Source organism: Hydrotalea sp. GW822-HT8A01 (genome assembly GCF_058798575.1).
In genome coordinates this window covers 1,791,228-1,816,833 of sequence record NZ_CM179506.1, presented here as the reverse complement: position 1 = coordinate 1,816,833, position 25,606 = coordinate 1,791,228, and the positions used below count along the sequence as shown (strand labels likewise).

The 25,606-nt window shown below is 37.4% G+C and carries 24 protein-coding genes; 8 read left to right on the top strand and 16 right to left on the bottom strand.

Going from position 1 to position 25,606, the window contains the following annotated elements; translation table 11 throughout:
* Positions 1–86: 86 nt before the first annotated feature.
* Positions 87–2,474 (bottom strand): alpha-ketoacid dehydrogenase subunit alpha/beta, encoded by a 2,388-nt coding sequence (locus AC3QLY_RS07895; protein WP_074418036.1) that lies wholly within the window; start codon positions 2,472–2,474, stop codon positions 87–89.
* A gap of 517 nt (positions 2,475–2,991) precedes the next feature.
* On the opposite strand from AC3QLY_RS07895, the gene AC3QLY_RS07890 reads away from it, so the two are divergent.
* The 3 genes from AC3QLY_RS07890 to AC3QLY_RS07880 all read left to right on the top strand — a co-directional run bounded on the left by AC3QLY_RS07890 (position 2,992) and on the right by AC3QLY_RS07880 (position 5,177).
* Positions 2,992–3,441: a DUF1573 domain-containing protein gene (locus AC3QLY_RS07890; protein WP_176712996.1), complete on the top strand. Its 450-nt coding sequence runs from the start codon at positions 2,992–2,994 to the stop codon at positions 3,439–3,441.
* An 82-nt stretch (positions 3,442–3,523) separates the two neighbouring features.
* Positions 3,524–3,901 (top strand): DUF1573 domain-containing protein, encoded by a 378-nt coding sequence (locus tag AC3QLY_RS07885; protein ID WP_074418038.1) that lies wholly within the window; start codon positions 3,524–3,526, stop codon positions 3,899–3,901.
* 79 nt (positions 3,902–3,980) lie between these two features.
* The gene (locus AC3QLY_RS07880; RefSeq protein ID WP_074418039.1) at positions 3,981–5,177 is read left to right on the top strand and encodes a pyridoxal phosphate-dependent aminotransferase; all 1,197 of its coding nucleotides are present in this window, start codon (positions 3,981–3,983) and stop codon (positions 5,175–5,177) included.
* Between the two features lie 15 nt (positions 5,178–5,192).
* Here AC3QLY_RS07880 and AC3QLY_RS07875 read toward each other — a convergent pair whose 3' ends face one another.
* The 15 genes from AC3QLY_RS07875 to glpK all read right to left on the bottom strand — a co-directional run bounded on the left by AC3QLY_RS07875 (position 5,193) and on the right by glpK (position 18,974).
* Positions 5,193–6,029, bottom strand: a complete 837-nt coding sequence (locus tag AC3QLY_RS07875; protein WP_074418040.1) for a ParA family protein — start codon at positions 6,027–6,029, stop codon at positions 5,193–5,195.
* Positions 6,030–6,291: 262 nt separating this feature from the next.
* Positions 6,292–6,735: a hypothetical protein gene (locus AC3QLY_RS07870; RefSeq protein ID WP_074418041.1), complete on the bottom strand. Its 444-nt coding sequence runs from the start codon at positions 6,733–6,735 to the stop codon at positions 6,292–6,294.
* Between the two features lie 44 nt (positions 6,736–6,779).
* The gene (locus AC3QLY_RS07865) at positions 6,780–8,153 is read right to left on the bottom strand and encodes a murein hydrolase activator EnvC family protein (protein WP_074418042.1); all 1,374 of its coding nucleotides are present in this window, start codon (positions 8,151–8,153) and stop codon (positions 6,780–6,782) included.
* Positions 8,154–8,222: 69 nt separating this feature from the next.
* Positions 8,223–9,047, bottom strand: a complete 825-nt coding sequence (lolB1, locus tag AC3QLY_RS07860; RefSeq protein ID WP_075051724.1) for a lipoprotein insertase outer membrane protein LolB1 — start codon at positions 9,045–9,047, stop codon at positions 8,223–8,225.
* Positions 9,048–9,053: 6 nt separating this feature from the next.
* Positions 9,054–9,497 (bottom strand): dUTP diphosphatase, encoded by a 444-nt coding sequence (gene dut, locus AC3QLY_RS07855; protein ID WP_218330894.1) that lies wholly within the window; start codon positions 9,495–9,497, stop codon positions 9,054–9,056.
* Positions 9,498–9,703: 206 nt separating this feature from the next.
* Positions 9,704–11,044, bottom strand: coding sequence for a vanadium-dependent haloperoxidase (locus AC3QLY_RS07850; protein ID WP_228733152.1), 1,341 nt, complete (start codon positions 11,042–11,044; stop codon positions 9,704–9,706).
* Between the two features lie 316 nt (positions 11,045–11,360).
* Positions 11,361–11,831, bottom strand: coding sequence for an HvfX family Cu-binding RiPP maturation protein (locus AC3QLY_RS07845; protein WP_218330895.1), 471 nt, complete (start codon positions 11,829–11,831; stop codon positions 11,361–11,363).
* A 132-nt stretch (positions 11,832–11,963) separates the two neighbouring features.
* The gene (locus AC3QLY_RS07840) at positions 11,964–12,716 is read right to left on the bottom strand and encodes an HvfC family RiPP maturation protein (RefSeq protein WP_074421118.1); all 753 of its coding nucleotides are present in this window, start codon (positions 12,714–12,716) and stop codon (positions 11,964–11,966) included.
* Positions 12,703–13,533: an HvfB family MNIO-type RiPP peptide maturase gene (locus tag AC3QLY_RS07835; protein WP_074421117.1), complete on the bottom strand. Its 831-nt coding sequence runs from the start codon at positions 13,531–13,533 to the stop codon at positions 12,703–12,705. Before AC3QLY_RS07835 ends, AC3QLY_RS07840 begins: the two co-directional genes overlap by 14 nt.
* A 76-nt stretch (positions 13,534–13,609) precedes the next feature.
* Positions 13,610–13,891 carry a hypothetical protein gene (locus AC3QLY_RS07830; protein WP_143439274.1) on the bottom strand — a complete coding sequence of 94 codons (282 nt, stop codon included), beginning with the start codon at positions 13,889–13,891 and terminating at the stop codon, positions 13,610–13,612.
* Between the two features lie 201 nt (positions 13,892–14,092).
* A complete protein-coding gene (locus AC3QLY_RS07825; RefSeq protein WP_074421115.1) occupies positions 14,093–14,362 on the bottom strand; it encodes a hypothetical protein in 270 nt (89 codons plus the stop codon).
* 67 nt (positions 14,363–14,429) lie between these two features.
* A complete protein-coding gene (locus tag AC3QLY_RS07820) occupies positions 14,430–15,029 on the bottom strand; it encodes a sigma-70 family RNA polymerase sigma factor (protein WP_218330896.1) in 600 nt (199 codons plus the stop codon).
* A 72-nt stretch (positions 15,030–15,101) separates the two neighbouring features.
* Positions 15,102–15,815 carry an MIP/aquaporin family protein gene (locus tag AC3QLY_RS07815; RefSeq protein WP_287100995.1) on the bottom strand — a complete coding sequence of 238 codons (714 nt, stop codon included), beginning with the start codon at positions 15,813–15,815 and terminating at the stop codon, positions 15,102–15,104.
* Between the two features lie 66 nt (positions 15,816–15,881).
* Positions 15,882–17,441: a glycerol-3-phosphate dehydrogenase/oxidase gene (locus tag AC3QLY_RS07810; protein ID WP_074421113.1), complete on the bottom strand. Its 1,560-nt coding sequence runs from the start codon at positions 17,439–17,441 to the stop codon at positions 15,882–15,884.
* Between the two features lie 36 nt (positions 17,442–17,477).
* Positions 17,478–18,974 (bottom strand): glycerol kinase GlpK, encoded by a 1,497-nt coding sequence (gene glpK, locus AC3QLY_RS07805; RefSeq protein WP_074421112.1) that lies wholly within the window; start codon positions 18,972–18,974, stop codon positions 17,478–17,480.
* 759 nt (positions 18,975–19,733) lie between these two features.
* Here glpK and AC3QLY_RS07800 point away from each other — a divergent pair.
* From AC3QLY_RS07800 to AC3QLY_RS07780, 5 genes are all read left to right on the top strand, one after another.
* Positions 19,734–20,315 carry a hypothetical protein gene (locus tag AC3QLY_RS07800; RefSeq protein ID WP_218330898.1) on the top strand — a complete coding sequence of 194 codons (582 nt, stop codon included), beginning with the start codon at positions 19,734–19,736 and terminating at the stop codon, positions 20,313–20,315.
* A 179-nt stretch (positions 20,316–20,494) separates the two neighbouring features.
* On the top strand, positions 20,495–21,940 hold the full coding sequence (locus AC3QLY_RS07795) for a T9SS type A sorting domain-containing protein (protein WP_492991228.1): 1,446 nt from the start codon (positions 20,495–20,497) through the stop codon (positions 21,938–21,940).
* Positions 21,941–22,377: 437 nt separating this feature from the next.
* Positions 22,378–22,956: a hypothetical protein gene (locus tag AC3QLY_RS07790; RefSeq protein ID WP_288097549.1), complete on the top strand. Its 579-nt coding sequence runs from the start codon at positions 22,378–22,380 to the stop codon at positions 22,954–22,956.
* A 10-nt stretch (positions 22,957–22,966) separates the two neighbouring features.
* On the top strand, positions 22,967–24,583 hold the full coding sequence (locus AC3QLY_RS07785) for a T9SS type A sorting domain-containing protein (protein ID WP_492991226.1): 1,617 nt from the start codon (positions 22,967–22,969) through the stop codon (positions 24,581–24,583).
* 437 nt (positions 24,584–25,020) lie between these two features.
* Complete coding sequence (locus AC3QLY_RS07780) at positions 25,021–25,599, top strand: hypothetical protein (RefSeq protein ID WP_218330900.1); 579 nt, start codon at positions 25,021–25,023, stop codon at positions 25,597–25,599.
* Positions 25,600–25,606 lie beyond the last annotated feature (7 nt).

The following is a 25,606-nucleotide window of genomic DNA, read 5'->3' as shown; positions in this document are numbered from 1 at the left end:
CTCTATAATAACCATAAAGAGAGGCTACCCCTAAAGTATAGCCTCTCTTTTTATTTCAATTATACATTCATTAATTAAAAACTACATTACTCCCGCATCATTGCCAATACAATATCCACCACATCTTCGGTATTGGGCTTGCTGAAATAATCACCATCACTGCCATAGGCCGGGCGGTGTGCTTTTGCAGTAAGTGTTCTGGGGGCAACATCTACCCAACGGTATCCACCCTGTTCTTCCATTACGTGATTGTACATATATGCTGCAGCACCTCCGGGTACATCCTCATCTACAAATAGGATACGATTGGTTTTTTTAAGAGATGCTACAATGGAATGATGAATATCAAATGGTAATAAGGTCTGTACATCTATTACTTCACAACTAATCTCTAATTTAGCCAAACGTTCTGCTGCCTCTTCTACAATTCGTAAGGTAGAACCATAAGAAACAATGGTAACATCATCTCCATGCCGTATCACATCGGGTATACCCAATGGAATAGTAAAATCTAATAAATTAGCCGGTAGTTTTTCTTTTAAACGATATCCGTTTAAACATTCAATCACAATACCGGGATCGTTACCACGCAACAGTGTATTGTACATACCTGCTGCATGTACCATGTTTCTGGGTACACATACATAAAATCCGCGCAGTGCATGAATAATCATTCCCATAGGACTGCCACTGTGCCAAATACCTTCTAATCGATGGCCCCGGGTACGTACTATAACGGGGCAGCTTTGACGTCCGAATGTGCGGTAATGGGTTGTTGCTGCATCATCACTTAAAGTTTGTAAACCATACAGTAAATAATCAATGTATTGAATTTCTGCAATAGGCCTTAAACCACGTAATGCCAAACCAATGGCCTGTCCCATAATGGTTAATTCACGAATACCAGTGTCAAAAATCCGGCTACTGCCATGTTTGGCCTGCAAACCGGCAAAGCCCTGATTCACATCGCCTATATTTCCTACATCTTCCCCAAATGCAACGACCAAAGGTTGATGTGTAAACAATGCATCAAAATATTTATTTAAAATTTCATAACCGTTAATAAGGGGTGCATCAAAAGGAATTAAAGGTTTTACAGCTTCTACCTTTAAAGCACTGGCCGGGCCTTCATTGTATAAATGGGTATTGTATAATTGTTTTGCCTCTTGCAGCAGTGAATGGTGGTATTGCTGAATCATTTCAATTGACGGCGATGCCGGAGCTAACTCCATTGCGGTATGCAGTGTATGCAAAACATCTCTTCGTAGCGGTTCTACATTGGTTTGTAGTTCTTTTACTTTCTCTTGTATGGTGCGGTACACATCCATATCATTCACAACTATAGTAGTCAACAATTCGGCAGTTTGTTGCACCTGCTGTTTAATGGGTTGCATCAATTTTTCCCAGGCCTTTGCTTTGGCTTCCTTCACGAACAATTTGGCTTCCTGCGTAATTTTATTGAGTTCATCTTCGGTGGCTAACTCACTCAGCACAATCCATTCTTTGAATTTTTTAATACAATCCCATTCTCTTTCCCAAACCAATCGTTCAGGGCTTTTATATCGTTCGTGGCTGCCGCTGGTAGAGTGTCCCTGAGGCTGTGTTACTTCTTCTACATGAAATAAGGCAGGGGTATGCGTTTCACGAACTTTTTGTAATGCTGCTTCAAACACTTCGCACATACCTGCATAATCCCATGCTTTTACTTTGTAAATATGAATACCATTGGTATGCTCATCTTTTTGCAAACCCTGCAACGCTGTTGAAATGGAACCTTTGGTAGTTTGATAATCACGTGGAACGGAAATGCCATAACCGTCATCCCAAACAAAAATAGCTAAAGGCACTTGAAGCACCCCAGCAGCATTAATGGTTTCCCAAAAAGACCCCTCAGAGGTAGCAGCATCACCAATAGTACAAAAACAAATTTCGTTACCATGTTTGCTTAAATGTTTGTAGGATTGTAAAACTGGAATTTCTCGAAAACATTTGGAAGCAAATGCCAAACCTAAAGAACGGGGCATTTGGCCTGCAGTGGGTGCTATATCAGATGAAACATTTTTTCGATTGGCTAAATCTAACCAGTTACCTGCCTCATCCACATTGGGTGTAGCAAAATGCGAAACCATTTGCCTGCCTGCACTAAAGGGGTCGTGTTCAATATTGGGATCTGCATACAACTGTGAAAAAAATTCTTCTAAAGTTGCCAGTCCTGCTGCAAACATGAAAGTCTGGTCGCGGTAGTAACCACTTCTAAAATCACCTTCTTTAAAGTAACGCGCCATAGCTACCTGTGCCAGTTCTTTTCCATCTCCAAAAATGCCAAACTTAGCCTTACCGGTTAGTACTTCTCTGCGGCCCAACAAACTGGCTTCTCTACTAATCACAGTTAATTTAAAATCATTCAGTACCTGTTGTCTGAATCCCTCAAAAGAAAGTACATTGGCATCAATTGCAGTAATTGTTTGTTCCATAAAGCAAAAATAAATTAATAAACTATCAACCGTAAGTTTTTGTTATCCCATCAACTGTCAATTATTCAGAAATTTTACACAATACTGAGTATAGTAAATGGAATGTATTCACCTGTAACCCACTTATTTCGCAGTAATCAAAGTAAAATGGGGTTAAGATAATCAAAATTGGGGAAACAATTGGCATACATGCCAAATTGACAAAATACCTTTTTTTTATTTTTTAAATATTAAGGTGTATGCCCAGTATAGAAAGATTTGAATGTATATTTTGCTGTATTGGGCAGGTTAACAATAAATTTTAATACATCATTTCATGGTTTCTTAATTTTTTTAATTGTTATTATCAATAATTTTATGTCACCATTATACAAGCATATTAAAAGTTGCATGAAAATTGCAAACAATAAGGCTACAATAACCGACATTCATTGATATGCAGAATAAAAATGTTTTTCCTGTATTTGTTCAACTTCCAAAAATTATCAACTGTATTTTCAACACTAAACACATATTCATGAAAAAATTCATCTTACTCATTTTTTTAATTGCTGGTGTTACTTTCACGGCACATACACAAATTACAAATGCCGACATCAGCAAGCAGTTTTCATTTACCAATGATAATTTTGATTTTGGAAAAATACCTTATGGTAAGCCTGCGGAATATACCTTAACCATTACCAATATTGGTAAGGATACTGCAACACTTGATGATGTTCGCCCGTCTTGCGGCTGCACCACGCCACAATTTGAAAGAGGCAGGAAATTTGCACCCGGTCAGTCTGTTGCTATTGTATTGGGCTTTAATGGTAATACTTTAGGTGCTTTTTACAAAACAGCAGGCATTTTTTTAAACAATTATAAACTGAGCAAACAAGTGAGTTTTAAAGGAGAAACTTTTCAGGAAAACAAACTTGCTGATAGTACCAAAAACAAACAAACAGGCACCGTTCTTCACCAATAAACTGCATCAGGCAAATAATTCATTTCATCTGAAATTACAATAACACTAAACACTTTATATTTACAATAAAATTTATTCCATTATGAAACAATTATTAGTAGCTTTTTTTTTACTTGCAGGAACCATGTGTTTTGCACAAAGTCCGATACAATTTAATACCGTAAAACACGATTTTGGTAAAATAAAAAAAGGGATACCTGCCACTTATGTTTTTCATTTTAAAAACATAGGCAATAAACCCGTTGTAATTGAAGTAGCTACTGCAGAATGTGGCTGTACCACTCCTGAATATCCAAAAGCACCCATTGGAAAAGGCAAATCAGGAGAAATTAAAGTAACCTACAATGCTGCTTTATCCGGCGCATTTACCAAAAAGGTGAATGTTAAATTAGCCGGTGTAAACGAACCGATTGTGTTAACCATTGAAGGTATTGTGGAAGATAGCGGACATTCTAAATAAAGAAATTTTTAAAAAAATATACAGGGCCATTTCGCAAGAAGTGGCTTTTTTGTTTACTAACACACGTTATCTTTGCGCCATGTTAACCATCAGTAAACGTGGCATGGCAATGCCAGCCAGCCCCATCAGAAAATTAGTACCCTTTGCGGAAATTGCAAAGCAAAAAGGAGTGAAGGTATATCATTTAAATATTGGGCAACCCGATATTGAAACACCGAAAACCGTTTTAGATGCGGTACGACATACTGATTTTACTGTATTGGCTTACAGCCATAGTGCCGGAAATGAAAGTTACAGAAAAAAGTTAACAGAATACTATCAGCGAAAAGCCATTACCGTTACCAAAGATGAAATTATTGTAACCACCGGTGGCAGTGAAGCGATTTTATTTGCATTCATGGCTTGTTTAGATGCAGAAGATGAAGTCATTATACCTGAACCCTTTTATGCCAATTACAATGGATTTGCCGTGGCTGCCGGCGTAAATGTAATTCCGGTTAGTTCGTCCATACAAAATGGTTTTGCATTACCGCCCATTGCTGCATTTGAAGCAAAAATTACACCAAAAACTAAAGCCATTTTAATTTGTAATCCTAACAATCCTACCGGTTATTTATATACCAAGGAAGAAATGGAAGCCTTACAGGCATTGGTTTTAAAACACGGGTTGTACTTATTTTCAGACGAAGCCTATCGCGAATTTTGTTATGAAGGTACCCATATCAGTGCCATGCATTTAAAAGGTATTGAAGAACATGTGGTGTTGATGGATACTATCAGTAAAAGATATAGTGCCTGCGGAGGAAGAATTGGAGCATTGGTTACAAAAAACCAAACAGTATTAGATGCAGTGATGAAATTTGCACAAGCACGTTTAAGCCCGCCCTCTTTTGCCCAAATAGCAGGTGAAGCTGCAGTGGACTTACCTGAAAATTATTTTGAAACAACCAAAACTGAATATCAGTCGCGCCGCGATTTGATTGTGCAACGTTTACAGGCAATGCCCGGTGTTATCTGCCCTAATCCCGGCGGTGCATTTTATGCAATTGCTGCATTACCAGTTGATGATGCCGAAAAATTTTGTCAGTGGCTATTAGAATCTTTTGAATACAAAGGGCATACCGTTATGCTGGCACCTGCAGGAGGTTTTTATCAAACACCGGGACTGGGGAAAAAAGAAGTTCGATTGGCATACGTGCTGAACAAAACAGATATTAATGCTGCTATGGACTGCCTGGCAGTTGCATTAACACAATATCCCGGAAAAGAAGTATAACACTAACAAAACAGATTAGTCGGCTATAGCCAACCCGGCAATAGAATGGATGTCAGGGAAATCAATTACCCTGCCCTTATTGGTTTTAAATGCCGACCAGTTGCATATATCGCACACTTCATCCCACAAAGCCTCATAAAATTGAATGGATTTGGCCTCTTTTAACTGATGAAAAATAGATTTTTTACTAAAACTAATATTTTCAATATCAGAATAAAAAGGAATGTATTGATGCAAAGTCGGTATCCTTCCTGCACCTTGTTCTAAATAAAGGCGATGCAGATTTTTTCGAATTTGCACCATGTTATAGAAACTCAATACTTTCTTATCTGCCCTTATAAACTTTTTTAAATCTTCTTGTAACACTTCAAAACAATGCAATGAAAGGGGTGCAGGTATATTAGGTATTAATAACAAATCAGCGGCAGTAAATACATTGTTGTGTAATAAAAATTTACCCGGTGGGCAATCAATAATACACACATCATAGTCGTCATTTACTTTATCTAATAAAGATTGAATTACTGCATTGTTTACGAAATTAAGCCGCGACAATAGTGAACCTTTACTCAAAGCGTCATCACCAAACGAACTGTCATTGCTAATGATATCAATATGATTGGTATCGCAGGTTTGGATCACTTCATAAATTAAAATATCGTTTTCGAACAGGCGTTTGTACCGATTATTATTAGCTCCTTCACTTTTAAAAAAATAGCTGGTGCCGCCCTGAGGATCTAAATCCCAAATAAGTACACTAAAACCCATTTTGGCCATTAAGCAGGCCATGTTAATAGAGGTGGTGGTTTTACCAACCCCTCCTTTAATATTGTACACAGCAATTGTTCTCACCTTCCGAATTTTAAAGGGTGTTAAGGAATGAATAGAGCGTACAATTTAAAAATAGTTTTCCACATAAATGTGGATAATTATATTTTTTTAAAAAAAAATAATACACAAATCAAGGATTTAGAAGTTATTGTTGAATGAAATAGTGGATAACACCCATTAAACCTAAACTGAAAATAATTTATTGCATGACAAAAGATAAGATGGCGAGATGAAAAAAAATATTGAAGGTTGCAAATCAAAATATCTGATATCTAATCACCTCTTATTTCAATAATTTTTCCCATTGTTTTAATTGCACCTTTTCTGCATTGGTAAGGGGTTGGTGCAAGCTGCACTTGGTTTGTAACAACAATGCGCCTTTATGTTGCGGATATTTTTGAAGTATTGCAGTAATTAAAGGTAAATAAACAGCATCGGGGTGTATATGCTGCATGGCAACTGCAATTGTATTTTCCTTCGCAATTTTATGTCGATCGGGCATTTTTAAAATAATGGCTTCTAAAGTACCCAGCCAGTTAGCCGGCATATTGGGTATATTACCTGCCTTTTGCAATAGCCCCTGCAATTGTTTTTTGCTTAAACTGCCCCTTTCCTCATACTGGTGCATTAAGCTTAAAATAAATAAAGCATCCGGATTGTATTGATAGCAGGCATCTAAAATTTTATCTATAACATCTACTAATTTTTTATTTGCTGCTTTTGCCATGGCGCCTTTATTTCATTTTCCGATAGAAGCGGATGCAAGTCAAATTATCTGGATTTTAACCAGGTTTCAGGATTTACAAATTTATTACTGCCATTCATTACCCTGAATTCAATTTTGCCCTCACCATCAAAATCGGCCGCAGCATGGCCAATTAACGTACCCGCCTTTACTGACTGGCCTCTGCTAACACTAACATCAGACAATTTGTTGTATACCGTAAAATACTTACCATGTTGTACCAATACGCCCTGAAAATCGCCTAAATCCATTACCGATATTACCTCGCCATCTGCAACACAACGAACCGGAGCACCAATTTTCGTTGAAATAAAAATTCCATCATTGGTTTCTTTTAATTTGGTGCCCGGCACAATATTGGTTCCAAATTGCCCAACAACAGCACCCCCGGAAACAGGCCAGGGTAAACGGCCTCTGTTGTTTTCGAAATTAATAGACATTTCCCTTCCTTCCGGTGTAGTTTCAAATACACTGTAAGTGCGGTTCTCATTTCTATCGGTAGATACCACCCCGGTAATGGGCTCATCATTCGCTTTTGGCGCATTGTTATTAGCAGGCGTATTATTTTTTAGTGAAGGGGTATTGGCCACAGCCCCACCACTCCTCTTTGCAGCATCTGCTTTTGCTTTTGCCAGTCGCTCTCTTTCTTTCCGCTCTGCTTCAGCAATCTCACGCCGTATAGCAGCTTTAATCGCTTCGTTTAATACCTTACGTTGCCTTTCGGTTTTACGCAATTGTGCCAAATAATCTTTTTCTTTATTTTTTAGTTGATTTACAACCTGGTCTTTTTCTTTTTTATCCTGTTCCAATACTTTTAACTGCGTACTTTGTTCCTCCAATACCTTGGTTTGTTGCAGTTTGGCATTGTTCATATCGGCAATAGCCTGCTGACGAAGTTCGCTGGTTTTTAAAATAGTTTGTGCTTCTGCTTCACGGTATTGACGGTAACTTTTTAAAAATGCCATTCGCTTGAGCGCATCATTAAAATCTCTGGCAGAAAACAAAAAGTTTAAGTATTCATAACTGCTTCTATTCTTATAAGCAAAAACAATGCTTTTGGCATAGTTTTGTTTCAGTGTATCCAATTGCCGCTTTAAACGGTTTATTTCTAATTGTTTATCATAAATATCATCATTCAATCGTTGAATTTCCTGATTAATTTTATGAATGAGCCGTTCCCGAACAGCTAATTTTCGCTGTAAAATTGCTACTTCGGTGATGGATTGTTTTTTGTTTTTACGAATAGAATTCAATGCGGCATTCAAATTATCAATTTCTTCCTGCAATTGTTTTTGCTGCTGCTGCAACGCTTCACGGGTAGGGGGCTGATATGTACCCTGTGTTTGGGCAGATAACTGCAAGAAGGGAAAAACAAAAAAACACAACAATAATAACCGCATTATACAATCCTCATTTTTAAATAGAAAATAGAATGAATATGGTTGAATAACGAACCTGCCACCTTAATATTATTTCACCCGATAATTTTTAGGCACCGAAAAGGTATACTTTAACGGCTCATTAAATGAAAACTCTTTAAAATCTAAAAATATATCCAGCTTCGATTTTTCAGCAACCGAGATTTGCCGAAAGGTAGCAAATAAAAAATTATTGACCGGCTGATAATTACTAAAAGTAATATCGCAGGTTCGGTTGCGTTGAATATCAACATCATCTAACTTACTGTGTAATACCCTGAAATCAGTGTTATCTAATGTTACCAGATGTTTAAACATATTACCAACCATTAATACCAGTAATTGATTATTACTCCATTTATATGAAACCACATTGCTATCTAAAAAAACCGGATTTCCAACAATTAAATCCTGCAGCGTTGAAAAATCAAATGGGATTTGTGTTACATCCTGTAAATAGGCAATGCTCCGATATTGAATAGATTTTCCTCCTTTTAATTTTATGAGAATAACACTATCGGGTGTAACCAATACATTGGCTACCACACCATAGGGAGGCAATGCTATTTTTACAAAAATAACACTGTCTTTAATCATGCTCAGGTAGGCATTTACATGCTGGCTTTCTTCAGGCCCCTCATAATCTACCTTTATTTTAGCATTAAAGGTGTTGAAGTTAATAGAGCTTTTCATTATTTTCTCCATTATCTCTTTCACTATAGCAGCAGAATCAACCTTTGGAGTTTCAGTAACAATCACTATCTGTGCCGTATCTTTTTTAGAGATAGCTTTTTCAATAGATTGTACTTTTTTTACAGGATGGCAAGCCCAAACTGTTAAAGCAAGCAGGTTAAAAACAATTATTCTTTGCATCATATTACATTACTGTTTACCGGTATGGCCAAAACCGCCTACACCTCTTTCCGTTTCTGATAAAACTTCTACCGGTAACCAGTTAATTTGTTCAACCTGCTGAATTACCATTTGTGCTATTCTGTCACCATCCTGAATCGTTACCGGTTGATTCGACAAGTTAATTAAAATTACTTTTATTTCTCCTCTGTAATCGGCATCAATGGTGCCGGGAGTATTCAAACAGGTGATACCCTGTTGAATGGCCAAGCCGCTTCTGGGCCTTATTTGTGCTTCTAACCCTTCCGGCAAGGCTATCTGTAAACCGGTAGGAATCAAAACTCTTTCCAATGGATGCAGGGTTATGGGTTGTGGTATAAATGCCCGTATATCCATTCCGGATGCACCTGCGGTAGCATAAGCCGGCAAGGGATGATGCGATGAATTGGTAATGGTTACCTGTATTTTTTGCATGCAGCGAAGGTAGGAGTTTGCTATAAAAAAGCAGAATAGATTGGCTTAAAAGAAAGACAGCGGATGAACAAAACCTTTCGTTCAACACGTGAAAAGCAGCCAACCTTTTTAAAGATGCTCCAATATTCCAATATATAAACTAATAAAAATGGCCATCTCTGCTAAACTAAAGCAGAAAATGGCCATTGTAAGGAAATTTTTAGCAACTATTCTTTGTAATTTTTTAACAATTTACTCATTACCATTAAGCCAATTTCCTTGCCTTGTGCATAAGCATCCCAAACGGAAGGCAGGTAGTGTATACCACCATAATAACGACTCATCGATACTTCACGTGCAGCAGAATCTAATGAAGGAAAACTTCTATCGGGCCAGCCCCAATTTCTTTCACTGGAATCTCTGAATGGCGTTTCATTGCCGTAAATGGTTTTTAACACAGCAGCAGATGCGCTGGAAATAGTAGAGTGCGCACTGTTATATTCAGGAAACGGAGGGGTTTGTAAATAGGGTTTCCAGTTGGGATCAATGTACTTATTAATAAAGGTTTCGGGTCTTACCAAATCGTAAGTATATTTTGCATACCAGGAAGCAATAAACGCATCGAATATACCCAAAGAAACACCGGTGTAGGTGTACACGGTTTTATAGAAATCGGCATTTTTATTTTTGGCAATGGTACCTGCAATTTCCATCCAATGTCCACAGGGTGTCATGGCTTTGGTTGCAAACATGAGGTGACCCTGTACATGCAATTTAAAGCTGTTACAATCCCAAAAATTGGCAATCCATTTTTGGTTAGTATCTAAATGATTGCCGGTTTCCTGCACTTGTTGTGCCATTTTGTAAAAGGGGCTGCCGGGTTGTTTGCTGAATGGAATGGGCCCGGGTGCTTTTATCTGGCCGGCTGAATCCATCACCAGGGTTCTGATAGTCATCCACTTGGGTTCTACTGCATCAAAATAGCCGGGTGGGGTGGGTTCCCAATGTCCTTCCAAATTGGTAACCGTAAATCTTGCGCCACGGGTTTGTGCATAATTATCTTTTTTACTCCAACGAATAATGGCATTGGCAACAGTTGTTGCATAAGCCACCGAGCTGGTGTACATTTTATCCGGCATGCCCGACTGGCGCACAACATCTAACAACGAATCGGTAATGTGTTGCATTTTATCTTGTGAAAAAGTTAACTCCTTCCCTACTTTTAAAAATGCAAGGGTTGCAGCAAAGGGATAATCTATAGCAGTTTTTTCTTCAGCAGTTGGCGCAGGAATACTATCTAAATCTTTAATTTTTCCTTCCAGCGTTTCAATATGTTTTCCTTCCTTCGCCAATACTTCATAAGCCGCCAAATTGGAGTAGGCAAATACACGAGAGGCTACCGGAGGAGTAAAAATATCATAGATAATTACATAATTTAACTCATGCTGCATTTGGGTGTACAACAAAGGGTTATGTGTAATTTTTTCATACGCATTTTTAGGTTTACAAGCTACCATTAATACAGTAGCCAGCAGAAAAAGCGAAACCGTTTTCATCATTTTTTTCATGTGTTTATATTTATTACAGTTCATTTCATCATTGCTTTTTTGAATATCATTTAAAAAAGAAAAACCATGAGCATTCATCGCATTTTATATGCGATAATCCTCATAGTTCATCTAACTTTCATTTTGCTGCATATCATCTTAAAAAAATAGAATGTTTTAATGAGTGTGCTGCAAAACGAGCAATAAATATAAGTACATTTCAGAAAATCATAAAAAAAGATATTAAAATGCACTTAAACAAACCTGTTGAAACCAATTTTAAATTTTAGAAACAATATTTATTGTTGATTGTACAAGCTATTTATCTAAAAAATTATCACGAAGTGATGGACATTTTTTTAGTAGCCATTTTTTTAGCAAGCAGGTAATCTATACTAAACTTACCCGCACCAAAACTAATTAAGGTAAGTAACATAATGATATAATACAATGGAATTTCAAAACCATTATTTCCTGCTTCAAAGCCATTGCCCCAATGGGCAGTGCGAATGGCCACCAGCATTACTATGATTAGCGGAATGGAAATAAAACGCGTACCCAAACCCAGCAGCAATAAAATTACACCAATACTCTCGGTAGTAGCGGCTAAATATGCGTTGAAATGCGGTGCAGGAATACCCAGAGTTCCAAACCAATCGCCTACTGCATGTATATCGTTCCACTTCATGGTGGCAGGGCCAAAAAATCCATAAGCCAACACCAACCGAATCAACAGCAAGGGAAATGAACCGGCTTTTGCGGCTCCATTCAAATATTTTGTGCACAGGGTATTGATTGAATTTTTCATGTTGTTTTGATTAAATGGTTGTTGATGAATGAGAATGAAAAGTTTAAACTGAGTTTTTGCTTTGTTGCAAAGCGGTTTTTCGTGGTATAGGGTTACTTTTTATTTTCACAGGTAAAAAATAAATGGCAATTATCAATTATCTGCAAATCCAATAATCAATTGCTGCATATACGCTGTTTCAAAAAACTGTATTACGGCCTGTTTATCTGTTTCAGTTAATATTAATTGAAATTCACTTTCTAATTGTTCTATCAACTGCTTTACAGAAAGAGGCGTTACTGACAGGTATTCTATCATACGCACCAATGCAGGCGAGAGATCGGTAAATAATACATCGCCATTGGTATTTCTATAACCGGCTATAAAATAATTGCCTTTGTCGGCTTCGGTTATGGCTGTTGCTTTTTTTTGATGTACCGGATAGTGCAATGCCATTAAAGTATGTTCAGGATTTAATACTAATTTACTAAATACCACATCACCCAATGTAGTATGAGGTACCTTTCTGTCTTCCATCATAAACAATTCAACCTCCATCCACTCATATTGCATGAGCGCTGCCAGACAGGGATATTGTTGAAGCAATGCGTGTTGACTATTCAAAACAAACTGATAAAATTCTTTGGGCATATACCAAACCTGGGGAGAATGACAAGAATGGCTACTGAAAAAAAACTGTACTACATCATCCCATTCTTGTTTAGTAACCAGTTCATTCATAACAGGAAAGGCGTTGCGTAACATATCATCTACAACATTATATACCAACCTTCTGTATTGTTGTACATGATTTGTATACACGCCGGGAATATCATTCCATTTACCCGTTCTGCAATACCCGGCTAATTGGCTTTGATAGCTTTGAGTAAGATTATAAGGTTGCATACATAGCGGGTTGTAAGGCTTTTTGTTTGATTTGATTGAGTTTATTTATTTCATATTGCAGTTCATGCAATTCAGGAATATTAAAATCACGTTCCAATAGTACCGGCACATCGCGTTGTAATTGCTGCATGGTAAAAGCAAACAAATCATATACAGGATCTATGATAGCTTCTCCATGCGTATCGATAATTAAATCATCGGCAACTTTTTCGTGCCCCGCCATGTGAATGTATTTTACCCGTTGCATAGGCAATTGTGCAATAAATGTTTTAGCATTGTACTGATGATTAAAGCTATTGACATACACATTATTCACATCGAGTAACAAATCGCAATCCGCTTCTTCCAAAATAGCATTAATAAAATCTATTTCAGTAAGTTCAGGCGCAACAGGTGTGTAATAGCTTACAATTTCAATGGCTATCTTTCTCTCCAGAAAATCCTGTACCTGTTTAATATTTTCGGCCACATGGTGCACTGCTGCTTCGGTAAAAGGTATGGGCAATAAATCGTATAAATGAGCATTATCGCATTTGGCATAACTGAGATGTTCTGAATACAGCACAGCATTAGTTTGTTGCAAAAACTGTTTTACCTGCTTTAAAAAAGCAAAATCTAATGGATCCGGGCTACCGATAGAAAGTGACAACCCATGCGTAAACAGAGGATATTTTTCCAATGCTTTTTGAAATTGTTTTTTCCAATAGCCACCCACTCCCATCCAGTTTTCAGGTGCTACTTCTATAAATGCAGGATGCAGGGTGTTGCTTTCAGCAAAATCGGCTGCAAAATCTTTTCTATAACCTATGCCTACCATAACATTTATTTGTGGTGTGAAACAATAAAGCAGGCAACCCTATTCATAGCGTTACCTGCTTTAGTAAAACATAATTTTAATTACCTGATTTTTTGGTACTGCCGCATTTGCCTTCGCCACATTTACCATCTTTTCCTTTTTTCTTGGTTTTAGTGGTGTCTGATTTTTTTGTTGCGCCACATTTTAATTCAAAATTGTTATTACTAACATTTTTTGTGTGCAGACCGGCAATTACTTCATCTGCAGAAGTTACATGATTGTAACGAATCAGGCTGGATGCATTGGCATTGATTCCGGCTACTGCTAATAATGCTCCGGCTAAAATTGAACCGGCAAGGATACTTTTTTTGTTTTCCATTTTGTGCTTTTTTAAAATGTTTAATGAATAATTATACCCAATAGTCGCACAACCATTCATATCCTGACAAAAGAGAAAAATATTTTTTTAACCATTGCATTCAATAGCAAAAAACTGCAGAAGGATAAAAGAAAATGTAAGACGGCTAACGTATTCGCTATGCAGGTAAAAAAAATGAAACTTACAACAGAAAATAATGGGTTATTCTTGAGATGGAAGTGATTTTAGTATACGTTGCTGCAAAGTATTCGTATCAGATACAGGGATGTTTATATCTGTTTTCTCCGTTTTCATCCAATCATCAATCACTTTGCTTTGGTGTTCGTAATGTACACAGAGGTCGCAAAGACTTAAATGTACTTTTAATTTTATTTTTTCTATCCATAACAGGGGCATCAAAGATTTTTTTTCAATCAATTCCGTTGCTTTTAAACAGGAAATCATCAATGACCGCATTACCTTCCGCTTCATAAATTTATTTTTACTGCATGTGATTCAAACAATTAAATTAATTACATTTTTTATAAGAAGGTACTGATTATTTAAACCAATGTACATCTAAACATTTTCGCAACTGTAATTTAGCCCTGTGTATTATTTGCCAAAAATTAGTAGTAGAAATCTGCAATTCCTGACAAATTTCCTCTCCACTTTTTGCCTCTAAATATTTTAAATGCAAAGCCGAAAACCAGTGTTTGGGCAATTTATCCATACAATTGTTCAGCACTGTTGCAAATTCTGGATTATCTAACAAATGCAAATCGGCATCCTGCCAATTATCTTTAGGTATTTTGTTCATGCGCCAATGGCCATTTTCATCAAAAAAACTTTCAATCAAATCATCGCCATGCTGCAACAATTCATCCTGCCACGATACTTCCGGCATTTTAAAACATTTACGGAAATGATTGGCAATTTTAAAGTTAAGAATACTAAACAACCAGGTTTTGGGTTGGCTTTTGCCCTGAAATGTATGGAATGATTCTACTGCCGATAAAAAAGTATCCTGCACCAAATCTTCGGCCAGTACTTTATCAGAGGTTTTGTGCCAGGCCCACTGAAAAAGTGTATCGGTATATTGTGCTACCCAACATTGTATGGTTGCGGCTTTATTTTGCAGGTCCATTACATTATCCATGTAATAAAAATATATTTATTTTTTGATAATACAGCATATTTTCCACTTAGTATATGGCGCTTTAAGTAAATTTTAAGTAGTCATCTGAAAAACAAATGCAGCCAACAATCCACCAATAATTGGCCCAACAATGGGCACCCAGCTATATTGCCAGTCGGTAGTACCTTTTCCGGGAATTGGCAATAACGAATGTATAATACGTGGGCCTAAATCGCGGGCCGGATTGATGGCATAGCCTGTAACACCCCCTAAACTTAAACCAATGGCCAGCACTACGAATGCCACCGGTAATGCATCTAACGTACCAAGGCTTTGTGCAGGAGAAGACATTTTGAATACACTGAACACCAACACAAAAGCACCAATCATTTCTGTAAGTATGTTCCATCCAAATTTTCTGATGGCAGGTTCGGTACAAAAAGTTGCTTTAATTGTACTTGCATCATTTTGCAAAGCATAGTGTTTGTAAAAAGTAAGCCATACCAGCAATGCACCCGTCATGGCACCTAAAATTTGCGCAGCAATATAACCCGGCACCAACCGCCAGCTAAATTTACCAATGGCAGCTAATGCAATAGTAAAAGCAGGATTTAAATGTCCGCCGCTTGCTTTGGATGACACAAAAACACCTACAAAAACCGCCATAGCCCAACCAAAGGTAATCACTATCCAACCACCACCATGGGCATAAGTATGTTTTAAATGAACATTGGCTACTACCCCATTGCCCAATAAAATTAATAAAACGGTACCCAAATATTCGCCCAGTAATTGATGCATGACCATGTGCCGGATTGTTTTGTTTGAATGTAATTTGTTTTGTTTACAAAAAAATAAAAAAGCAAGAACTCATTACAAGATATATTGTTTTGCCAAATTTGAAAAATGCAATATTTGTGCTGCTTTCCACTCTTCACTGTGAGATAGCTCCTGTTGCATTAAATAAGCCACAGCTGGAGCAGCCTCCAGGGCTGCATGCGCATCTAATAACAACAAGCGTATTCTTCGAGCCAACACATCTTCCACCGTTTGTGCCATTTCATGACGCACAAACCATATTACCTCTGCCTTGGTATAAGGATAATCGGGATGAATGGTTGTTGCCCAATCTTTATTTTCTTTCATAATATCCTGAATAAGGCGGGCATTGGTGCCATACAGATGCCAGTGGGTTGAAAAATTGATGGGCCATCCCCATTTACCAATGGGCAAAGTAGCAGTTACTGCAGGCTTTTTGGTTAATTTACCCAATTGTATGGCATGGTTGATTACATCGGCGGCCATACGGCGATAGGTTGTCCATTTACCACCTGTAATGGTAATTAATCCGGAAGCCGATACCATAATGGTATGATCTCTCGATATCATGGAAGTATTTTTCCCTGCTCCCTTTTTCCGAACCAAAGGCCGTAAACCAACGTACACGCTTTTAACATCACTCATTGAAATGGGCTTGCTGGCATAAATATTATAATTGTCAATAATAAACTGAATTTCTTCTTCCAATGGTTTGGGTTCTGTACTAATTTGTTCAACCGGTGTATCGGTAGTACCCACTATTACTTTGTGGTGCCAGGGAACGGCAAATAATACCCGCCCATCGGTGGTTTTAGGCACCATCAGTGCCTGCGTTGACTGAAATTTTTCCATATCAATGACCAAATGAACACCCTGTGAAGGAGCAATGGAATCGGGCATTTCCGGGTCATCCATTTCCATTACTGAATGGGCAAATACACCTGTGGCATTAATAATAGCATTGGCAGTTACGGTATATTTTTCGCCGTTGATGTGATCCTGAATTACAACTCCTGTTAATTGGCCGCCTTCGTTTTTTGTAAATGAAGCTGCAGCAGCATAATTTAAAACTGTGGCACCATAGCGGTGTGCCGTTGCTGCTAAATCAATACACAAACGGCTGTCATCAAATTGTCCATCTGTATACTGAATACCGCCCTTTAAATTCCCTGTTTTAATAAGGGGCAATGCAGCAATGGTTTTCTTTTTAGATAGTAAACGGGTTCTGCCTATACCCCATCCTATCGATAAAAAATCGTAAAACGCCAGGCCTAAAAAATAGAACCATTTTGTCCAAAATGAATATACCGGTACAATAAATTGCTGGGCATGTGCCAAATGCGGTGCATTCCGCAACAAACGGCCTCTTTCTTTTAAGGCATGCATCACCAAACTTAAGTTGCCTTGAGCCAGATAGCGCACCCCGCCATGTACCAATTTGGTAGAGCGACTGGATGTGCCTTTCGCAAAATCCAATTGTTCAACCAACAAGGTGCTGTAACCTCTGGTGGCAGCATCCAAAGCTGTACCTAATCCGGTAGCGCCGCCTCCAATAATTATAACATCCCAATGTGGTGTATCACGGATATTTTGAATCATCTTTTCTCTTTTCATGATAGCCTGACACTTAAAATATTAAAAAAATAAAAACTATTTATCGTTAGCCCAATGAATAGCAGCATTGACTGCACGATGCCATCCTGCCACAAGCTGTTGGGTTTCTTGGGGTGTTGCCTGCGGTTCAAAGGTTTGCTCCATTTGCCATAAGGCAGCTATTTCATCTCTACTACTGTAAAAGCCCACAGCAAGACCGGCCAGATAAGCTGCTCCTAATGCAGTTGTTTCTGTAATGGCAGGCTTCACTACATTACAACCCAATACATTGCTTTGAAACTGCATTAATAAAGCATTGGCAGTAGCGCCGCCATCTACCCTTAGCTCATGAATGGCAATATCACTATCAGCCTCCATGGCTTTTAGCACATCTACAGTTTGGTAAGCAATACTTTCAATAACGGCACGGGCTATGTGTGCTGCGGTTGTACCCCTGGTTAAACCGGTTAACATACCCTTGGCTTCCTGGTTCCAATACGGTGCACCCAGTCCTGCAAAAGCAGGCACTATATATACCCCCTCTGTGTTTTTTACATGTAAAGCCAATACTTCAATATCGGCAGCATGCCTAATCAGTCCCAACCCATCACGCAACCATTGTACGGTAGCTCCGGCCATAAATACGCTTCCTTCCAAAGCATATTCTGTTTTATCATCAATTTGCCAAGCAATGGTTGTTAACAGGTTGTGTTGTGAGTGTACAATTTTTTCACCGGTTTGCATTAACATAAAACAACCGGTACCATAAGTGTTTTTAACCATACCCGGCTCGGTACACATTTGCCCGAATAAAGCCGCTTGCTGATCACCTGCCATACCGGCTACCGGTGAAGCTGCATTGGTTAAAATAGCATGCGTAACACCATACACTTCGCTGCTACTTTTTACCTGCGGTAAAATTTGCAGGGGTATGTTCATTAATTGCAGTAAATCTTCATCCCATTGCAGGGTATGTATATTGAATAACATGGTACGTGAGGCATTACTTACATCGGTAACAAACACCTTACCGTTGGTTAACTTCCACAATAACCAGCAATCAATAGTGCCAAAACACAATTGGCCTTTTTCTGCTTTTGCTCTGGCGCCGGGCACTTCATCCAAAATCCATTTTAATTTAGTAGCAGAAAAATAGGCATCAATTACCAACCCGGTTTTTTGTTGAATGGTTGGTGCCATGCCTTCTTTTCGCAGTTGGTCGCAGTAAGCAGCGGTACGCCGGTCTTGCCACACAATGGCGTGGCAGATGGGTTCGCCGGTACGTTTATCCCATACTACGGTAGTTTCACGCTGGTTGGTAATGCCAATAGCAGCAATTTGTTGCATGGTAATTTTTGCTTTAATCACTGCTTCAGCAGCTACACTCATTTGTGTACTCCAAATTTCATTGGCATCATGTTCTACCCAACCGGGTTGGGGGAAATGCTGGGTAAACTCTTTCTGAGCAAGAGAAACTATATTGCCTTTTTTATTGAAAATAATGGCTCTGCTGCTGGTAGTACCTGCATCAAAAGCCAGAATAAATTTTTCCATATCGCCATCGTTTGGTTGGAAGGTAATAAATTATAACAGAATGAGTTTAAAATATAAATTAATTTTATGTATATTAATAGCAATAAAGTAAGTTTCAGATTATAATTACCGCGATTTATCCCGATGCCACCCTGCAGGTATTAGCTTACCTAAAAATTTTACAACAAAGCAAAGTGCTTTTGCCATTTCAAGGTACATTCAAACACATAACACACTTACTTCAACCAAAATCTCCATACAAACGCATGGCCATTCAACTACCCTTTACGCTAAGCAAAAAACCGGTTTAAAAACTACAACGAATCAACCAATTGCTCGTTGCAAATGACATTTAGGCATATTCGATGCAAGTTCGGTTTTCAACGCTGTTAAGTCGAACATGCCTCGAACAAGTCTCGAACCAATTTGCCTGCAAATACCCTGTTTGCGGGGTGTAAAACTGCAAAAATGACAGCTAATTATTTTCCATGAAAGCGTTATCAGAGGCTATCAAATAGGTACCCAAAGGGGGCATTTAAAAGCCCAATGGTAACAAAAGTGATGAAAACATATTTAATAAATAATTTATTTCACTACGTAGAAATACGTTATTTTAAATGAAAATTTCCGTATATTTTTATGGCATAACATTTTTGCTGTTATGCTTACCCTGTTTACCAATATTCCTGCCATACCTCGCAGCCCGCCGGTGCTGCACCCCCTTTTGTTTAAATAACAACGAATCACTATTCATTTTTTTCACCAAAATCATTACTTTTTATGAAACTTTTTTTCAGCTTTTTATTACTACTCTGTTGCACCCTAACCGCACATGCCCAATTAGAACAAGGCACCTGGCTGGTGGGGGGTAGTGGCAGTTTTATGTCATACAAATCACAGTATACAAATCTGAATACAACACAATCAACTGATAATCTTAATATTATCATATCATCAGATATTGGTTATTTTATTAAAAGTAAAGTTGTAATCGGACTAAAACCTGAATTTACTAAATATAAAAATGTAGCATACGCCCCTGGTAGTGGGCAATCAAATGACAATCGAATAATGTTAGGCCCATTTATTAGATATTATTTATTAAATGCAGAAAAATCCTATAATATATTGACAGAAATTAGCTATCAGTATGGATTATATTGGTCTACACCTGTTAAGGGTGAAAATCAAACTTTTAGTGCCTTAATTGGACCATCTTTATTTTTAAATTCAAGCGTTGCATTAGAGTTTTTATTTGGTTATTATCAACAAAAAGAAATAATACACTTTCAAAGTGATAATATTTATAATAAAAGAGGGTATCAATTTAGCCTTGGTTTCCAAATTCATTTATTCAAATAAAAAAATTAATTATGAAAAAAGTTATTCTTGCATGCAGTTTTATCTATCTATCACAATACTGTTTATCTTAAAGTTTTCAAATCGCACCAGATATTTCTACTGAACAATGTCCAGGCACAACAATTACTTTTACTGTAAGCATTCAAGCTAAAAGTATTCAAAACGTTCAGGCAAAAGCTTTGAATGTTAACCCAATAGTTGTAAATAATGTATATGACATTTCCTCAAGTAGTGGAATTTATACTTTTAAATTTGATGGTAGTTTCGTTGATGTCAATGATAATCAAACCTTTACTGTTAATTATACAGATATAAATGGAGTAAATTCATTTCATGATTTCACATTTACTAAAATTAAGTCACTCAATATTCCTTCCCCTCTGTATTCTCAGGTTAAGCCAAATCCTGCTAGTATAACTGCACCACGTTGCCAGAGCCAGAATTTTAATATTTATTTTAATAATGTACAATTTTCCAATTCTGCCTTATCCACCCCTATTGCCTATGGAACCATTACCGATTATGAATATCTTTTACCAAAGGGATGGATGCTGAATGGGCAAACTGCTACGGGTACAAACTGGTTACCCGGTAAAAATAATGTATCTGTTACCAGTGATTTGTCGAATGGAGATAATACTTATATCCAAATAAGAGCAGTAAATCCCTGTGGTGCTAATCTGATCAAAGGGCATAATTCCGATATAGGTTTAATAAAGGTTTCCCGCCCTGCTCCTACTTTAAGCATTACAGGTAATTCATTTAACTTATGTAATGCTACTACTGGTGCATATACCATTAATGGAATACCGCCCGGTGCCACCGTACTTTGGCAAATAGATAATACTACCCTTGCACAAATTAATGGCCCTAATAATACCAACACCATTAATGTTACCGCCAATAGCAATGGCTTTAATGGAGATGTGGTTTTAACTGCTACTGTACAACAGTGCACTTTTACTTATCCAGTTACGGCTACCATTACCATTGGTACAGGAACACCACCTACTATAACCAATTTAAATTATGATAACAGGTGCGGCTCTTTTGCAGAAGCTTATTGTAATAATCCACCTAACTCTACCGGATTTATTTGGAGCTTTAATTTTGGACAGATTATTCAAAACAATCCCGGTTATTATGGTAACTATTTTAAAATACAACCCATACCTAACCAAAGCACACCGGGTAATACCTATTATGATTATTTAAGTGTACAGGCCACTAATAATTGTGGCGTATCGGCAGCCAGTGCTACCTCTTCTTTTACTGTTGGGCCTATAGCAGCTAACTGCGGCAGTGGCGGTGGCAAAGGATATTTAAGTACAGCCCCGGTTATTGGTCAACCCCTTGCAGAAAACAATATTACCCTGCACAAAAATGTGCGAGTGTTTCCTAATCCTGTTAAGGCTTCTCTCTCTATTCAACTGCCCGATAGTATTCACTTATCGAACACCTTTATTACCATTACCAATTTAGATGGCAGGCGGATAATTACCCTGCATCCCAATAGCCTTAGCCCGCTTATTTCCACTACACATTGGGCGGCAGGTATCTACCTTGTTACCATTTATGAGGGTACTAAAAAAATAGCTGTACAACAAGTACTGAAATATGAATAAATGAATGAAGCAGATGTACCATTTTATTCAATAAAATACGGAATTCATTAAACAGAAAAGAGGCCACGTGTAAAAACGTTGGCCTCTTTTTTAAGTAGCGAGGATGGGAATTGAACTTTATTTATAATAGCCACTTTTATTTTCACTTTAACTTCATTGTATGCACTTCAACAAACCAATACTTCTACTCTTAACATTTATCGCTCAGTATTTTACTCAAGTTAATACATTATCATAATAGGTGATTTCACTACGTAGAAATACGTTATTTTAAATGAAAATTTTCGTATATTTTTATGGCATAACATTTTTGCTGTTATGCTTACCCTGTTTACCAATATTCCTGCCATACCTCGCAGCCCGCCGGTGCTGCACCCCCTTTTGTTTAAATAACAACGAATCACTATTCATTTTTTTCACCAAAATCATTACTTTTTATGAAACTTTTTTTCAGCTTTTTATTACTACTCTGTTGCACCCTAACCGCACATGCCCAATTAGAACAAGGCACCTGGCTGGTGGGGGGTGCATTTAGCTTTAGTACTGATGAAAGTAGAACCCCGTATCCAAATTCTACAATAATTAGTGTTTATCGAAATACAAATTTTAAAATAAATCCAAGTATTGGCTATTTTCTTTTTGATAAATTAGCCGCCGGTATTAAGCCTCAATTTACCTGGTACAAAGCCACTCCAATTGAAAATAGTACTGGCACAGCAAATTATACACGCTTTTGGATAGGCCCATTTATACGATATTATTTACTTAAGCCGGACAGGCAATGGAACTTTTTAACCGAAGCAAACTATCAGTATGAAATTACTTTTAATAAACCGGATAAAGTAGGTTCGAATAATTATTCTTTTAATGCAGGGCCTGTTATTTATTTAAATTCATCAGTAGGTATAGAATTTTTAATGGGCTATTATTATTTAACCTATGGTGCGGGGAAACAATTTAATGAGTTCAGAGGTGTACAATTAAATATTGGTTTACAAATTCATTTAACAAAATAAAAATATTTATATGAAAAAAATAATTTTTCTGTTTTGCAGTTTAATATTTACAGTAACAGTGATAAAAGCGCAAGCAACATACTCAATTATACCAGATATTAATCAGGAATATTGCCCAAATCAAAATATCAATTTCACTATTACAATTACAGGAGCTACGAATGTTAGACTTTCATCCAAGGCAAATATCATTCCACCCACAATTATAACCCCGCTTGCACAAGATCAATCAAATCCTTCAGTTTATACTTTTACAGGTAGTTTTCAAGATTATAATGAGCAACAAACTTTTACTTTGTATTATGATGATGTTACTTTGGGGCCTGGAAAATCATATGATTTCACATTTACTAAAATTAAGTCACTCAATATTCCTTCCCCTCTGTATTCTCAGGTTAAGCCAAATCCTGCTAGTATAACTGCACCACGTTGCCAGAGCCAGAATTTTAATATTTATTTTAATAATGTACAATTTTCCAATTCTGCCTTATCCACCCCTATTGCCTATGGAACCATTACCGATTATGAATATCTTTTACCAAAGGGATGGATGCTGAATGGGCAAACTGCTACGGGTACAAACTGGTTACCCGGTAAAAATAATGTATCTGTTACCAGTGATTTGTCGAATGGAGATAATACTTATATCCAAATAAGAGCAGTAAATCCCTGTGGTGCTAATCTGATCAAAGGGCATAATTCCGATATAGGTTTAATAAAGGTTTCCCGCCCTGCTCCTACTTTAAGCATTACAGGTAATTCATTTAACTTATGTAATGCTACTACTGGTGCATATACCATTAATGGAATACCGCCCGGTGCCACCGTACTTTGGCAAATAGATAATACTACCCTTGCACAAATTAATGGCCCTAATAATACCAACACCATTAATGTTACCGCCAATAGCAATGGCTTTAATGGAGATGTGGTTTTAACTGCTACTGTACAACAGTGCACTTTTACTTATCCAGTTACGGCTACCATTACCATTGGTACAGGAACACCACCTACTATAACCAATTTAAATTATGATAACAGGTGCGGCTCTTTTGCAGAAGCTTATTGTAATAATCCACCTAACTCTACCGGATTTATTTGGAGCTTTAATTTTGGACAGATTATTCAAAACAATCCCGGTTATTATGGTAACTATTTTAAAATACAACCCATACCTAACCAAAGCACACCGGGTAATACCTATTATGATTATTTAAGTGTACAGGCCACTAATAATTGTGGCGTATCGGCAGCCAGTGCTACCTCTTCTTTTACTGTTGGGCCTATAGCAGCTAACTGCGGCAGTGGCGGTGGCAAAGGATATTTAAGTACAGCCCCGGTTATTGGTCAACCCCTTGCAGAAAACAATATTACCCTGCACAAAAATGTGCGAGTGTTTCCTAATCCTGTTAAGGCTTCTCTCTCTATTCAACTGCCCGATAGTATTCACTTATCGAACACCTTTATTACCATTACCAATTTAGATGGCAGGCGGATAATTACCCTGCATCCCAATAGCCTTAGCCCGCTTATTTCCACTACACATTGGGCGGCAGGTATCTACCTTGTTACCATTTATGAGGGTACTAAAAAAATAGCTGTACAACAAGTACTGAAATATGAATAAATGAATGAAGCAGATGTACCATTTTATTCAATAAAATACGGAATTCATTAAACAGAAAAGAGGCCACGTGTAAAAACGTTGGCCTCTTTTTTAAGTAGCGAGGATGGGAATTGAACTTTATTTATAATAGCCACTTTTATTTTCACTTTAACTTCATTGTATGCACTTCAACAAACCAATACTTCTACTCTTAACATTTATCGCTCAGTATTTTACTCAAGTTAATACATTATCATAATAGGTGATTTCACTACGTAGAAATACGTTATTTTAAATGAAAATTTTCGTATATTTTTATGGCATAACATTTTTGCTGTTATGCTTACCCTGTTTACCAATATTCCTGCCATACCTCGCAGCCCGCCGGTGCTGCACCCCCTTTTGTTTAAATAACAACGAATCACTATTCATTTTTTTCACCAAAATCATTACTTTTTATGAAACTTTTTTTCAGCTTTTTATTACTACTCTGTTGCACCCTAACCGCACATGCCCAATTAGAACAAGGCACCTGGCTGGTGGGGGGTAGTGGTAGCTATTATAATTATACAGCTCTAAATAGCGGACCCAACTATAGTACTGATAGTAAATATACCAACATTAGTTTAACACCATATATTGGTATTTTTATCTTGGACAAATTTGCAGTAGGTGTACTACCTACCTTTTCATCAGTAAAAGGTAAAGTGACAAGTACTGGTGGAATGTCTACAAATGTCCAACGATATCGAATTGGGCCATTTGCCAGATATTATATTTTAAATGCTGCCAACCCATTTAATATTGTAACTGCAATTAGCTATCAGTACGGGGTTTTTGGCGGCATAGCTACAGGCAATTTAACCACTTTTTCTGCTTTAGCAGGTCCTGTTATTTATTTTAATTCTGTGGTTGGGTTAGAAATGCTACTCGGATATAATTATAGTAAGGAAATGCAAACTGATGTTGGTGGCATTAATGCTATTACTAAAGGCTTTCAAATAAGTGTAGGCTTTCAGATTCATTTAAAAAAATAAAAATATC